Origin of the sequence: Exiguobacterium sp. RIT341 (assembly GCF_000632205.1) — a bacterium.
GTDB lineage: Bacteria > Bacillota > Bacilli > Exiguobacteriales > Exiguobacteriaceae > Exiguobacterium_A.
Map to the genome: position 1 here is coordinate 300,706 of NZ_JFYW01000008.1, position 12,822 is coordinate 313,527.

The window sequence follows — 12,822 nt, forward strand, 5'->3', positions numbered from 1 at the left end:
GTTCTCCCTCTTGCGAAAACGTTTGTCTTTAGAAAAATCATTGACGTATCGTACAAAAAAAGACCCGATTCCGCAAAGGAATTCGGGTCTTTGGTCGAATCAATCGCGACCGTAGTCTTTCAAGCTGAGACGGTTAACTGCTCGTTTCAGTGAAAGTTCAGCACGCTTGAATTCGAGTTCTGATAATTTCGTGTCCTGGAGACGACGTTCTGCACGAACCTTCGCAGCTGCAGCACGGTCATAGTCGACCTTGTCTGCTTGCTCCGCAGTTTCCGCAAGAACCGTTACAGTATCCTGGCGCACTTCCATAAAGCCACCGCTGATAGCGATCAACGTGCGTCCGCCATCTTCGTGGCGCAACTTCAAGATGCTGATATCGAGTGGTGTCACGAGTGGGACGTGGTGCGGGAGAACCCCGATCTCACCAGAAATCGTCTTCGCAACGACCATACGGATATCGCCATCATACACTTCGCCATCCGGGGTGACGATATTGACATGAAGTGTGTTCATCTCAAGTCCCCCTTATGCTTTGTCACTTAGACAAGCGCCTTCGCTTTTTCAATCGCATCTTCGATCGGACCGACGAGACGGAATGCTTCTTCCGTTAGATCATCGTGTTTACCTTCGAGGATTTCTTTGAAGCCGCGGATCGTGTCCTTAACTGGGACGTACGATCCTTTTTGTCCTGTGAACTGCTCAGCTACGTGGAAGTTCTGCGACAAGAAGAACTGGATACGACGCGCACGGTGTACAGTCAATTTGTCGTCTTCTGACAACTCGTCCATACCGAGGATCGCGATGATATCTTGAAGTTCTTTATAACGCTGAAGTGTTTCCTGAACTTGACGTGCAACACCGTAGTGCTCTTCGCCGACGATTTCCGGTGAAAGGGCGCGTGATGTCGAAGCAAGTGGATCCACGGCAGGATAGATCCCCATCTCAGAGAGACGGCGCTCAAGGTTCGTCGTTGCATCTAAGTGAGCAAACGTCGTTGCAGGAGCCGGGTCAGTATAGTCATCGGCTGGTACATAAACCGCTTGGATCGATGTAACCGAACCTTTGTTTGTTGATGTGATTCGCTCTTGGAGCATACCCATCTCTGTTGCGAGTGTCGGCTGGTAACCAACGGCAGATGGCATACGACCGAGAAGGGCCGATACCTCAGAACCCGCTTGTGTGTAACGGAAGATGTTATCAACGAAGAGAAGAACGTCTTGTCCTTGCTCATCACGGAAGTATTCTGCCATCGTCAAACCAGTCAAGGCAACACGGAGACGTGCACCCGGTGGTTCGTTCATCTGACCGAAGACCATCGCTGTTTGTTTGATAACGCCTGAATCCGTCATCTCGTGGAACAAGTCATTTCCTTCACGCGTCCGCTCACCAACACCTGCGAATACCGAGATACCGCTGTGCTCTTGCGCGATGTTGTTGATCAATTCCTGGATGAGGACGGTCTTACCTACACCGGCACCACCGAAGAGACCGATCTTACCACCCTTGATGTAAGGAGCGAGCAAGTCGACGACTTTAATTCCAGTTTCGAGGATTTCAACTTTCGTTGAAAGGTTATCGAAAGTCGGTGCTTTTTTGTGGATTGGAAGACGTTCCACGTCAGCAGCGATTTCTTTTTCATCAATTGGGTTACCGAGTACGTTGAAGACGCGACCAAGTGTCGCTTCTCCGACGGGTACCGAGATTGGAGCATTCGTATCGAGTACTTCCATTCCACGGCGTACTCCATCCGTAGAGTCCATCGCAATGGTACGGACGACGTCGTCACCAAGGTGCAGGGCGACCTCAAGCGTCAAGTCGATAGCCACTTCTTCTACAGTTTGCGGCGTATATTGAATACGGAGCGCGTTGTAGATGTTCGGTAAGTGTCCTTCGAACTTAACGTCGATGACAGGTCCCATGACCGCGACGACGCGGCCTTTTAAACCGAGTTCGTTCATCGTGTTTCCTCCTACCTATCGTTACGCCAGTCGGGATTACTGCTGCGCAGCAGCCCCACTGACGATCTCTGTGATTTCTTGCGTGATCGCAGCTTGTCGAGCTCGGTTGTAGACGAGAGTCAATCGACCGATCAAGTCATCTGCGTTATCTGTCGCACTTTGCATTGCTGTCATACGTGACGCATGTTCTGCTACTTTCGCGTCAAGAAGCGCACCGAAGATCAAGCTCTCCGCATAACGCGGGAGGAGTTCCGCAAGGATTTGTTCCTCGCTTGGCTCGTACTCATAAGTCGTCGAAGATGAAGCTTCGATTTCTCCGAGTGGGAGAAGGGTTTCGACTTTCACTTCCTGGCTGATGACAGATAGGAAGTGGTTGTAGCACAGCTTGAGCTCGTCGATTTCGCCGACCGTGAACGCACTCACTGTGCGCTTCACGATCTCAGCGACGTCGACATACGAAGGAGAATCGTTCAAACCTGTGATCGCATCCGTGACCGTGATTCCGCGCGAACGGAAGAACTGGACACCGACTTTACCGACCACGAAGAGAACGTAACTGTCCGTAGTATGCTTTTCTTTGATTTCCCGGTAGACTTCACGCAGCACGTTGGCGTTATATGCACCAGCTAAGCCGCGATCCGATGTGATGACGATATATCCTGTCTTTTTGACGGGACGTTTCTCGAGCATCGGATGGCTCGCACCTGTCGTGCCATTCGCAATGGTTCCGAGTACCTCTTGCATTTTCAGCATGTAAGGTTGGAACTTCGCGCTATGTGCTTGAGCGCGGTTCAGTTTCGACGCCGAAACCATGTTCATCGCTTTCGTGATCTGTTTCGTACTTTTCGTCGAGTTGATCCGCGTTTGTATCTCGCGCAACGATGCCATTTCGATTCACCACCTTGTTAGTATCAAGAGCGTTCCGCCGGATTAAACCGTCGCTTGGAACGTTTTCTTAAATTCTGAGATTGCTGCTACGATCTCTTCGTCTGCTGGAAGGTTACCTGTCTTACGGATCTCATCGCAAAGTTGTTTGCGGTTTTGATCGAGCCAGAGGTTGAGTTCCTTTTCAAAACGACGAATATCCGTTACAGCAACATCATCAAGGTGACCACGAGTCAAGGCATAGATGATGATGACTTGCTTATCGACAGTAAGGGGTTGGTTCAAGTCTTGTTTCAAGACTTCAACTGTCCGCTCACCACGGTTAAGCTTCGATTGAGTCGCTTTATCAAGGTCAGATCCGAACTGAGCGAATGCTTCAAGCTCGCGGTAAGATGCGAGGTCAAGACGGAGCGTACCCGCTACCTTCTTCATCGCTTTTACTTGAGCCGAACCACCTACACGCGATACCGAGAGACCCGGGTTGATCGCGGGACGGACACCTGAGAAGAAGAGATCCGATTGAAGGAAGATTTGACCATCCGTGATCGAAATAACGTTCGTCGGGATATAAGCTGAGATATCCGACGCTTGCGTCTCGATGAACGGAAGGGCAGTCAAGCTACCTGCGCCAAGCTCGTCGTTCAACTTCGCCGCACGCTCAAGAAGGCGTGAATGGAGGTAGAAGACATCCCCTGGGTAAGCTTCGCGGCCTGGTGGGCGTTTCAAGAGAAGTGAAAGCTCACGGTAAGCAGCTGCTTGTTTTGAAAGATCATCATAGATGACAAGAACGTGTTTGCCTTGGTCCATGAAGTGTTCACCCATCGCGACACCTGCGAATGGTGCGAGGTAAAGAAGTGGAGCCGGCTGTGAAGCCGCTGCCGAAACGACGATCGTGTAATCGAGGGCACCGTTTTTACGGAGCGTCTCGACGACGCCACGGACTGTTGATTCTTTTTGTCCGATTGCGACGTAGATACAGATCATGTTTTCTTCTTTTTGGTTGATGATCGTATCGATTGCGATCGACGTCTTACCCGTCTGACGGTCACCGATGATCAACTCACGCTGTCCACGACCGATTGGAACGAGGGCATCGATCGCCTTGATTCCTGTCTGAAGTGGTTCGTGTACCGATTTACGCGCCATGACGCCAGACGCCTTACGCTCGATCGGGTTGTAGTGTTCTGTTTCGATTGGACCAAGACCATCGATTGGCATACCGAGTGGGTTAACGACACGTCCGAGAAGTGCGTCTCCAGTTGGTACTTCCATGATGCGGCCCGTACGGCGAACAGAGTCGCCTTCTTTGATTTCAAGGTAGTCACCGAGGATGATGATACCGACGTTGCCTTCTTCTAAGTTTTGCGCCAAGCCCATTGTGCCGTTAGCGAATTCTACGAGCTCTCCCGACATGACGTTGTCGAGTCCGTGTGCACGAGCGATACCATCACCAATTTGGATGACCGTACCTGTCTCGTTCACTTCCATCGTAGAACCGTACTGCGCGATACGCGCTTTAAGCAGGGCGCTGATTTCTTCAGCTCTAATGCTCATGCGTTTCACCCCTATTTTCTTACGCTTTTAACAGCTCACGCTCAAGGCGCGTTAGTTTAGTTTCGATCGTACCGTCATATGTCGTGTAACCGATTTGAACGCGAAGTCCTCCGATGACACCCGTGTCGACGACGTTCTCGACTTCAAGCGTTTTACCTGATTTTTGGCCAAACGTCTCTTTCACTTTCGTGAGTTCCTCGTCTGACAATTTGTATGCACTCGTGACGATTGCCGTCGCGACATTGCGGTGTTCATTCAACAATGCAATGAAGTGTTCCGGTAACGTGACGATTTCTGCTGCCCGGTCGTTTTCGACCATGACGAGCAACGTGTTCAAGACGATCGAGTTGAAGCCAGTGAAGCTTGTTTGAAGAACTTGCTTGAGCTCTTCAGCAGAAATCGATGGGTTATCTAAAACCGAAGCGAGCTCTGGTGTTGCGTGGAGCACTTCGCCGAGCGTCCGCACATCAGCTTCTGCTTGCTCGAGCACATGGTGCTCAAGCGCAAGATCGAAGAGCGCTTTTGCGTAGCGTCCCGCTACGTGATCACGCATTAGTTCGTGCCCTTAGTATCAGCAAGGAATTGATCGACGAGTGCCTTTTGAGCGGCTTCGTCCGTCGCAAGCTGTGTTTTCATGACGTGGCGTGCTGCAGCGATTGCTTGAAGAGCGACATCGTTCTTCAAAGCAGCTTGTGCTTCAGCGCGTTCACGTTCGATCGCACGGCGAGCTTCTTCCTTACTCATTTCGGATTCAAGACGTGCCTGCTCCATCGCACGTGCTTGCTCTGCTTCTGCCTGACGGCGTGATGCTTCTAAAAGGTCGCGTGCTTCCGTACGCGCCTTGTTTAATTCTTCGCGTTGTTGTTCTACGTAGACTTCAGCGTCTTTACGGCTCTTTTCAGCCGAGTTGATCTCGCTAGCCACATGCTCTTCCCGCGCTTTCATCATGTTGACGAGCGGGCCCCATGCGAATTTCTTCAAGAGGATGAGGAGCAAGAGGAAAACGACGATCGTGACGATCATGTTGGCGATAAGAGGCTTACTTGCTTCCGCAACGCCCTCTGCCGCAAGATACGTTAGATTCATTCGATTACACTCCCCTCGTGGTTGGTTCAACTTCAATATCTACATAAGGGAGCCTAAGCTCCCGTGACGGTTCACTCAAACGTTGAACGAATAGCGCCCTATGTAGTCCGTTCTCGTTAATCGTGGATTAAGAGTTGAGAAGAAGGAAACCGACCGCTACACCGATGATTGGAAGTGCCTCAACAAGACCGATACCGATGAACATTGTTTGACGAAGTTCGTTTTTGAGTTCTGGCTGACGTGCTTGACCTAATACTGTACCGTTTACGATAAGACCGTTACCGATACCTGCGCCGAGTGCGCCGAGTCCGATGATGATCGCTGTTGCAATAAGATTCATGATAAATTGCCTCCCTAGAGTATGTTCATTGATTTGTCGTGCTGTTATCGGAAAAGCGGATGCTTTACCTTCGAATTAATGGTCGTGCGCTGCCTTATGTCCGATGTAAACCATCGTCAGGATAAGGAAGATGTACGCTTGGATACCACCGATGAAGAGTGAGAATCCTTGCCAGATCAACATCGGGATACCCGAGATGATCGCGCCGATTGGTCCGAGGAATTGGAAATCGTTCGTACCAGAGACGATACCGATCGAAAGAATGATTCCGATCATGATCTCACCAGCGAAGATGTTTCCGTAAAGACGAAGACCGAGCGTCAACGTGTTTGCAAACTCCTCGATGATGGTAATGATAAACATCGGCGTCATGAATGTTTTCGCATAAGCACCGAAGCCGCGCATCTTCACACCGTAGTAATGGCTCATGACCACTACCATAGATGAAAGTGCCAGTGTCACGTAAGGATCTGCAGTTGGTGAGTTGAACCAAATGTAGTGTCCCGTCACGACGTTGAATGGAAGACCCATGATGTTGGACACAAGGATGAACAGGAATAATGTCATTCCGAACGTAAGGAAGCGACCCCCTGTTTTCCAGTCCATCGTGCTGCTGATGATACCGCGAACGAATTCGAGGAACATCTCCATCACGTTTTGAGCACCGGTTGGCTTCATCACAAGACGTCGCGTACCGGCCACGGCAATCAAGAAGACGAGAGCAGCAGCAATCAATACTGTGATCAAGTTCGTCCAGCTACCGTACAGAACGAAGTCACCCCAGAGTGGGATTTCGTAAAGTGGCATTTCGTGGTTCATTTGACTATTCACCTCTTTTCCCGCTTGAGTTCGTGAGTCAAGAACTCACAAAATTGTATGACGTGGCCGGCGAGAAGGCCTATTACCACCGCAGTTAATGACAATTCAGTTTGATATTTCAAACCGATCATCACACAAAGTACCGCGACCGCCATGCGTGAAACGGTCCCACGAGACATCGGCTTACGCCCCGTCTCGATTACACGATACATCCGATCGACGCTGAGTCGTTGAAGCGTCAAGATCAGAAAGCTGCCAGTTCCACCAAGCGCCAGTCCATAAATGACCGATTCACTCGGGCGTCCGATGAGCAGCAGGACAGCCAGGATCCCGTAAAAGAGTCCAAACCATCGTAAGTACGCACGATACAACGCATCTTGAAGGATGATGTTCATGTCTTCTCCCCTAACAAGTGCCTGATCATGGCGATCATGCAAAGAATGCCGATGAAAATCCCGATGAACACGGCGAATGTCGCACCCATTTTTTCCCACCATTGTTGTTGTTCCCCATAGTTCCCAACCAAAAAGCCAATGACGATCGGTGCAGCCAGTGCCGTCGAAATTTGCGAGGCCATGACCATACTCTTTGCGAGCCCACTTTGGCGCACTAGAGACGACCCCCTTTTTTCCCAATTGTGAGTTCTTTTTCTTTCCCACAATTTGCGGATTTTCATACTAGTCAAGAATACAATGAAGCAGCTTTCATAGTCAAATGAATTCACAATAAAAACAGAGCCGAAAAACCTATACATATCAACGATTGATAAGGTTTTCACAGATGTCTTACATGCAAGTCATTTCACGAAGATGTGAAGAAAATATGTAGTGCTATCAACGGTTAAAGAGATTGTTCATATGGTGAACAAAACCGTTGAACAGTAACGTTATATCGTGCCCGGTAAACCGAAACAAGACCTCTAAAATTGATTTGTGTCGATTTTGTGAAAAAACATTTTTCGTTCACAATTGAAAACGCTTCCGAATCAGGACATAAAAACAGCTCTGACATCTGTTTGTAACAATACATTTCAGCGATTTCCATTTTTTTAATCGTGCGCTACGTCACAGCTTGAATCGTCATCACTTCCCTTCCAGTTTCAAGGTCATCTGGTTTTACATTTTCTAAACAAATGGGCTGATTTTAGTGGAAATTGTAAGAATTAAAGATATTATCCTCCTAAATCAACTATTGCGATTACACGAAATTCAAGACATAACAAAGAATCGCTCACATCACGCGACTCCTACAGGAAAAAGCACGAGTTTTCGTGCTGTCAGAGACAAGTGAGATCCGACTCCTCGTCTAAAGACGAAGGAGGCGCGGCTCACGTCTCGCCTGAGGAAAGCAAGTGAATGCAAGCGATTCGAGGATGATCGTTTTTTATTGTGTGAGTAACGGTGCCGGAGCTTCGCCTTGACCGAAGTGATGCAGGATTGCTTGGACGATGCGTTCGGACGCGTGACCGTCTCCATACGGGTTTGAGGCATGTGCCATCTCCTGATAAAGTGTTTTGTTCGTCAAGAGTTCTGTTGCCATCTGATAGATCGTCTCTTCTTCCGTTCCAGCAAGCTTCAACGTTCCGGCAGTAATCCCTTCCGGACGTTCCGTCGTATCGCGTAAGACAAGAACAGGAACACCGAGTGATGGTGCTTCTTCTTGTACGCCACCCGAGTCAGTTAAGATCAAATGGGCACGGCTCGCGAAGTTATGGAAATCGAAGACGTCGAGTGGGGCGATCAACGAAATCCGATCATGCCCTTCAAAAACCGTCTTCGCCGCTTCTTGAACGACTGGATTGAGGTGGACCGGATAGACGACGTGCGTCTCCGGGAACGCATCGACGAGGCGACGAATCGCCCGGAACATTTGGTGCATTTTCTCGCCTTGGTTCTCACGACGGTGCGCTGTCATCAAGATCAACTTCCGGTCCCCGACCGTCTCAAGCATCGGATGGACGTAATCCGATTGGACGGTCGTTTGCAGGGCATCGATTGCCGTGTTTCCTGTAATGTAAACACCGGCGTGACGATTTTCGGATGCGAGATTCGCTGCCGCTTGCGCTGTCGGAGCGAAATGTAAGTCCGCGAGCGTCGACGTCAACTGACGATTGACCTCTTCCGGGAAGGGTGAATACTTATTATAGGTCCGCAGTCCCGCCTCGACGTGACCGACCGCGATCTGATTGTAATAGGCAGCCAGGCTTCCAACGAACGTCGTCGTCGTGTCCCCATGGACGAGGACGAGATCCGGTTTGATGTCCTTCATGATGGCATCAAGTCCTTCAAGACCACGCGTCGTAATGTCGACGAGTGTTTGACGTTGCTTCATGATATTCAAATCATGATCCGGTTCGATCTCAAACAGATCGAGCACTTGATCGAGCATCTCGCGGTGTTGGGCAGTGATCGTAACATGAACATCAAAAGCAGGGTGTTGCTTTAGGGCGTTGACGAGCGGTGCCATCTTGATGGCTTCCGGTCGTGTCCCGAAAATCGGCATGACTGTAATCGGCATGGTGACTTCCTCCTTTTTTCCTTTTTTCATTAAAGCATATTTCAGCAATCTTGCGCAGTTTACGAAATAGCAACGAAAAGACCGCAGATCATCGTCTGCGGTCTTTTCGTATATCTTGCTGTCTTTTTACTTCGTTCCGAAGAGACGGTCTCCTGCATCACCGAGTCCTGGGACGATGTATCCGTGGTCGTTCAACTTCTCGTCGAGTGCCGCGAGATAGATGTCGACGTCTGGGTGTTCTTCTTGAACGCGTTTAACGCCTTCAGGTGCTGCACAGAGACATGCGAGCTTGATGCTCTTCGCCCCTTGTTTCTTTAAGGAGGAGATGGCGTCTGCCGCCGAACCACCTGTCGCAAGCATCGGGTCAACGACGACGAAATCACGTTCTGCGACGTCTGTTGGGAGCTTGAGGTAGTATTCCGTTGGCTCGAGTGTCTCCGGATCACGGTACAAACCGATGTGACCGACTTTGACGTTCGGCATCATGCGGAGCATGCCGTCGACCATACCGAGACCGGCGCGGAGAATCGGGACGATCCCGAGTTTCTTGCCTTCGATCATCTTCTGCGTCGTCTTCGTGACCGGTGTCTCGATCGCGACATCTGTGAGTGGAAGGTCACGTGTGATTTCATATGCCATCAATGAAGCCACCTCGTCGACAAGTTCCCGGAATTGTTTCGTTCCTGTTTCGACTTTACGCATGATCGTCATCTTGTGCTGAATCAATGGGTGATCAAATACATGTACTTTACTCATTGTTTGCATCTCCTCTCCATTCTCTTTTCGCATTGTACTCTATAAGCGTACTGCTTGGGAACTGTTTTTTCGTCAGTTCCCGAGCGTACTCTTACCCGATAGAATCGCTTTTGCCGCATAAGACCATTCATTTTCCGGTTGTTTCGCGAGTTCTTGTAAGGTCGCTCGATAGTCGCCTTTTTTATATTTTTGTTCATAAACGGCTTGCATCCAGAGGACATCACTTATGTAACCGGACTTCGGAAAATCTTCCCGATAGGCGATGTAATCCGCTTGTGTCGTGTTCTTCAACTTTCCAGCAGCAATCAACTTATAAAAGCGGGCCATGCCTGCTGTCTCTTTGTTCGTCAAGACGGATCCGGTCAAGACACTGTCTGCTCGTTTGTAGTCCTTCGCCTGAACGGCAGCGACCCCTTGCTCGAGCGATTCTTTCGCAGACACTTTCGGCTTCTGCGTTTCCGTTTTTGTTTCCTTCTTCTCTGGCTTGATCGCTTTCGCTCTCTCTTGCTCACTTGCCAACTGTTCGTTTTTTTCTTTTAACTGTTCGACTTCTGTTTGCAGCGCTGCGAGTTGTTGCTCGACCTCTGTCTGTTTCGTCGCGACCGCTGTCGCCGATTCGTCGTCCAACTGTGTCCAGATTAGACCGAGACAAACGACAGCTACAGCTCCACCGAGCCACCACGGGTTTAGTTTTCCGAGTCGCTTCCAATTTTTCAGTTGTGGATGATTCTGAACGGTCATAGGAAACGATGCCAGCCGTTTCTGAACAAGACGTTTCCCGCCTGCTTTTCCTGCGATCGCTAGACGGTAACGATAAACCTCTGCCGGCATCGGTAACGTCTTCCACTGTTCAAAACGAGCATCCGCTTGTTCATAAAATCCGGCCTGTTGCATGATGACGATTGCTTTGAAATCTTCGAGCATCCGTTGATATTCCCGGCGCTCGTGGCTTTTATGTGTAAACCATTCCGTTAGTCGCTCAGTCTGAATGGCTTGTAATTCGCTTTGAATCAAGGTTGTTAAATTCACATTTATTTCCACCCTTATCTTTTTTTACTACGGTTAAGTATATCAAAGATAACGCTTCAGCAAATGGTCCGTTTCCCCTATCTTCTTGATGAATCAGCAAAAAACCCTTTTGTTTTCACATGCACTGAGGCACGAAAACAAAAGGGGAACTCGTTCAACTATGAGAATAGGACCGGGATGCTGTCGCTTCCGTAATCCGTCCGTCTTCAATTCGCCAAATCCGGTCACAGACATCTAGCATCCGTTCGTCATGGGTGATGACGATGACGGTCTTGTTCGCATCATGCGCTTGCTGTTGCAATAACTCCATCACCCGGCGTCCATTTGGGTAATCGAGACTCGCCGTCGGTTCATCCGCGAGTACAAGTCGTGGGTCATTGACGAAAGCCCGGGCAATTGCGACACGTTGACGTTCCCCACCCGATAAGGCGTGCGGCAAATGGTCTTTCCGGTGCTCGAGTCCGAACACAGCGAGTGCCGCCGTCGCGTCAACCGATCGACCGGCTTCCTTCGCGACTAGCTCCAGTTGCTCACCTGCCGTCAAAAACGGCACGAGATGCGATTCTTGAAAGATGAATCCGACTTCTTCGAGACGTAAGCGACGGCGTTCTTCGTCCACTGCTTCACTAACACACGTATGATCAAAGTAGACGGCACCATTCGTTGGTGTCTGTAACAATCCAAGCAACTGGAGCAGTGTACTTTTCCCACTACCGCTCGGTCCGACGAGAGCAATCAACTCACCCGCTTCTGCTTGTAAGTTAATGTCATGCAACACCGTCATCTCACCATAACTTTGCTCAATCTGTTCTAATCGAATCATCCGTTCATTCCTCCCATCGCATCTGCCGCCTCGAGTTTCTTGACCATCCGTAAGGGAACGAGCGCACCGAGGATCGCCGTTACGAGTAGAATGCCGCCGTACATCAGACTCGTCGACCATTCAAATCGAAAGGGAAGATCCGTTGGCAGGAAACGACTCGTCAGATAGGTGATGGCGACGCTGACACCAAAGGCAAGACTCGTCAAAATGACGACTTGAACGAGCAGACTCGCACCCATCGTCCGTGTCCGGATACCGATGGCCTTTAAGACACCAAGCTGTTTCATCTTCTGCATCGTTAAAATATAGAAGAAGGCTGTCAGGATCAATGCTCCGATGACGACGAGCGCGACCCGCATCATCTGAAAGGAGTTTTGTTCTGCCGCATAACCCGGAACGTTCTCGACAACCGTTTGTTTCGAAAAGAGCGCTTGATCCGTTTGCAACGACTGACCGATGTACGCCGATACGTATGACGTGCCCATTTTCGATTGCCACGCTTGCCACGATTCATCCGTCATCCAGAGAACGGGTGCATGACTATAACGACCGTCCGTCACTGTACCGGCAATCTGGAACGTCTCCTTCGTTCGAAAATCCGTGATCGTATCGCCGACGCGCGTTCCGCGTTGCTCCGCATACGCAGCATCAACAAGTACCTCCCCTTTTTGCAACGATTGCAGCTGTTTGGGACCATATTTCGTAGTCTGTGGTAACGCAAAGACCGTTACGTCGTCCTTCGTTTTATTCTTCTTCTCAAGCACCATGTTCTGGACACCGAGTGCTTCCGCGCCCTTTGGTGTCTCATCCGCCTCTAAGAATGAACGGGTCAGCTGCCCTTCTGCATCTTTACTTAGCGCAAACTGTTCGACCGGCAGATTACGGACGGCTGCCCCATTGTCATAAGCTAGTCCATCTGCAAGACCGGTGATCATCAAGATCAATAAGACGATCAACATCGTCACAATCGTCATCCAACTGAATCGCCCTTTCATCCGGACGAGTTCTTTCCATCCTAGTTTCATTATGTGATCCCTCCTGTATGTTCGCTACAG

Annotated in this window: 15 protein-coding genes; all 15 read right to left on the minus strand. The window is 49.8% G+C overall.

From position 1 onward, the window contains the following. Positions 1 to 99 precede the first annotated feature (99 nt). Positions 100 to 513 (minus strand): F0F1 ATP synthase subunit epsilon, encoded by a 414-nt coding sequence (locus BW42_RS10410; RefSeq protein ID WP_023469493.1) that lies wholly within the window; start codon positions 511 to 513, stop codon positions 100 to 102. Between the two features lie 26 nt (positions 514 to 539). Continuing rightward, positions 540 to 1,958: a F0F1 ATP synthase subunit beta gene (gene atpD, locus BW42_RS10415; RefSeq protein WP_023469494.1), complete on the minus strand. Its 1,419-nt coding sequence runs from the start codon at positions 1,956 to 1,958 to the stop codon at positions 540 to 542. A gap of 36 nt (positions 1,959 to 1,994) precedes the next feature. Next, positions 1,995 to 2,846: an ATP synthase F1 subunit gamma gene (gene atpG, locus BW42_RS10420; RefSeq protein WP_035410620.1), complete on the minus strand. Its 852-nt coding sequence runs from the start codon at positions 2,844 to 2,846 to the stop codon at positions 1,995 to 1,997. 42 nt (positions 2,847 to 2,888) lie between these two features. Further along, entirely contained in the window at positions 2,889 to 4,397 is a 1,509-nt protein-coding gene (atpA, locus tag BW42_RS10425) for a F0F1 ATP synthase subunit alpha (protein WP_023469496.1), read from the minus strand. Positions 4,398 to 4,416: 19 nt separating this feature from the next. Beyond that, positions 4,417 to 4,950 (minus strand): F0F1 ATP synthase subunit delta, encoded by a 534-nt coding sequence (locus tag BW42_RS10430; RefSeq protein ID WP_035410623.1) that lies wholly within the window; start codon positions 4,948 to 4,950, stop codon positions 4,417 to 4,419. Next, the gene (gene atpF, locus BW42_RS10435) at positions 4,950 to 5,483 is read right to left on the minus strand and encodes a F0F1 ATP synthase subunit B (RefSeq protein WP_035410626.1); all 534 of its coding nucleotides are present in this window, start codon (positions 5,481 to 5,483) and stop codon (positions 4,950 to 4,952) included. The genes BW42_RS10430 and atpF overlap by 1 nt, the downstream gene beginning before the upstream one ends. Before the next feature lie 127 nt (positions 5,484 to 5,610). Next, a complete protein-coding gene (gene atpE, locus BW42_RS10440; RefSeq protein WP_023469499.1) occupies positions 5,611 to 5,823 on the minus strand; it encodes a F0F1 ATP synthase subunit C in 213 nt (70 codons plus the stop codon). Positions 5,824 to 5,898: 75 nt separating this feature from the next. Continuing rightward, positions 5,899 to 6,642, minus strand: a complete 744-nt coding sequence (gene atpB, locus BW42_RS10445) for a F0F1 ATP synthase subunit A (protein ID WP_035410629.1) — start codon at positions 6,640 to 6,642, stop codon at positions 5,899 to 5,901. A gap of 8 nt (positions 6,643 to 6,650) precedes the next feature. Further along, complete coding sequence (locus BW42_RS10450; protein ID WP_035410631.1) at positions 6,651 to 7,037, minus strand: ATP synthase subunit I; 387 nt, start codon at positions 7,035 to 7,037, stop codon at positions 6,651 to 6,653. Then, positions 7,034 to 7,252: an AtpZ/AtpI family protein gene (locus BW42_RS10455; RefSeq protein WP_023469502.1), complete on the minus strand. Its 219-nt coding sequence runs from the start codon at positions 7,250 to 7,252 to the stop codon at positions 7,034 to 7,036. The genes BW42_RS10450 and BW42_RS10455 overlap by 4 nt, the downstream gene beginning before the upstream one ends. Positions 7,253 to 8,025: 773 nt before the next feature. Beyond that, complete coding sequence (wecB, locus tag BW42_RS10460) at positions 8,026 to 9,159, minus strand: non-hydrolyzing UDP-N-acetylglucosamine 2-epimerase (protein WP_035410633.1); 1,134 nt, start codon at positions 9,157 to 9,159, stop codon at positions 8,026 to 8,028. A gap of 126 nt (positions 9,160 to 9,285) precedes the next feature. After that, positions 9,286 to 9,915: a uracil phosphoribosyltransferase gene (upp, locus tag BW42_RS10465; RefSeq protein ID WP_023469504.1), complete on the minus strand. Its 630-nt coding sequence runs from the start codon at positions 9,913 to 9,915 to the stop codon at positions 9,286 to 9,288. Positions 9,916 to 9,987: 72 nt separating this feature from the next. After that, positions 9,988 to 10,944: a hypothetical protein gene (locus BW42_RS10470; RefSeq protein WP_035410634.1), complete on the minus strand. Its 957-nt coding sequence runs from the start codon at positions 10,942 to 10,944 to the stop codon at positions 9,988 to 9,990. A 154-nt stretch (positions 10,945 to 11,098) separates the two neighbouring features. Further along, a complete protein-coding gene (locus BW42_RS10475; RefSeq protein ID WP_035410636.1) occupies positions 11,099 to 11,767 on the minus strand; it encodes an ABC transporter ATP-binding protein in 669 nt (222 codons plus the stop codon). Next, positions 11,764 to 12,792 carry an ABC transporter permease gene (locus BW42_RS10480; RefSeq protein ID WP_035410638.1) on the minus strand — a complete coding sequence of 343 codons (1,029 nt, stop codon included), beginning with the start codon at positions 12,790 to 12,792 and terminating at the stop codon, positions 11,764 to 11,766. The genes BW42_RS10475 and BW42_RS10480 overlap by 4 nt, the downstream gene beginning before the upstream one ends. Positions 12,793 to 12,822: the final 30 nt, after the last annotated feature.

Coding starts and splice junctions, on each gene's coding strand:
- atpA (WP_023469496.1), bottom strand. CDS start 4,397: ATGAGCATTAGAGCTGAAGAAATCAGCGCCCTGCTTAAAGCGCGTATC.
- BW42_RS10410 (WP_023469493.1), bottom strand. CDS start 513: ATGAACACACTTCATGTCAATATCGTCACCCCGGATGGCGAAGTGTAT.
- atpE (WP_023469499.1), bottom strand. CDS start 5,823: ATGAATCTTATTGCAACAGCGATCATCATCGGACTCGGCGCACTCGGC.
- BW42_RS10480 (WP_035410638.1), bottom strand. CDS start 12,792: ATGAAACTAGGATGGAAAGAACTCGTCCGGATGAAAGGGCGATTCAGT.
- BW42_RS10450 (WP_035410631.1), bottom strand. CDS start 7,037: ATGAACATCATCCTTCAAGATGCGTTGTATCGTGCGTACTTACGATGG.
- atpB (WP_035410629.1), bottom strand. CDS start 6,642: ATGAACCACGAAATGCCACTTTACGAAATCCCACTCTGGGGTGACTTC.
- atpG (WP_035410620.1), bottom strand. CDS start 2,846: ATGGCATCGTTGCGCGAGATACAAACGCGGATCAACTCGACGAAAAGT.
- upp (WP_023469504.1), bottom strand. CDS start 9,915: ATGAGTAAAGTACATGTATTTGATCACCCATTGATTCAGCACAAGATG.
- BW42_RS10430 (WP_035410623.1), bottom strand. CDS start 4,950: ATGCGTGATCACGTAGCGGGACGCTACGCAAAAGCGCTCTTCGATCTT.
- wecB (WP_035410633.1), bottom strand. CDS start 9,159: ATGCCGATTACAGTCATGCCGATTTTCGGGACACGACCGGAAGCCATC.
- atpD (WP_023469494.1), bottom strand. CDS start 1,958: ATGAACGAACTCGGTTTAAAAGGCCGCGTCGTCGCGGTCATGGGACCT.
- BW42_RS10475 (WP_035410636.1), bottom strand. CDS start 11,767: ATGATTCGATTAGAACAGATTGAGCAAAGTTATGGTGAGATGACGGTG.
- atpF (WP_035410626.1), bottom strand. CDS start 5,483: ATGAATCTAACGTATCTTGCGGCAGAGGGCGTTGCGGAAGCAAGTAAG.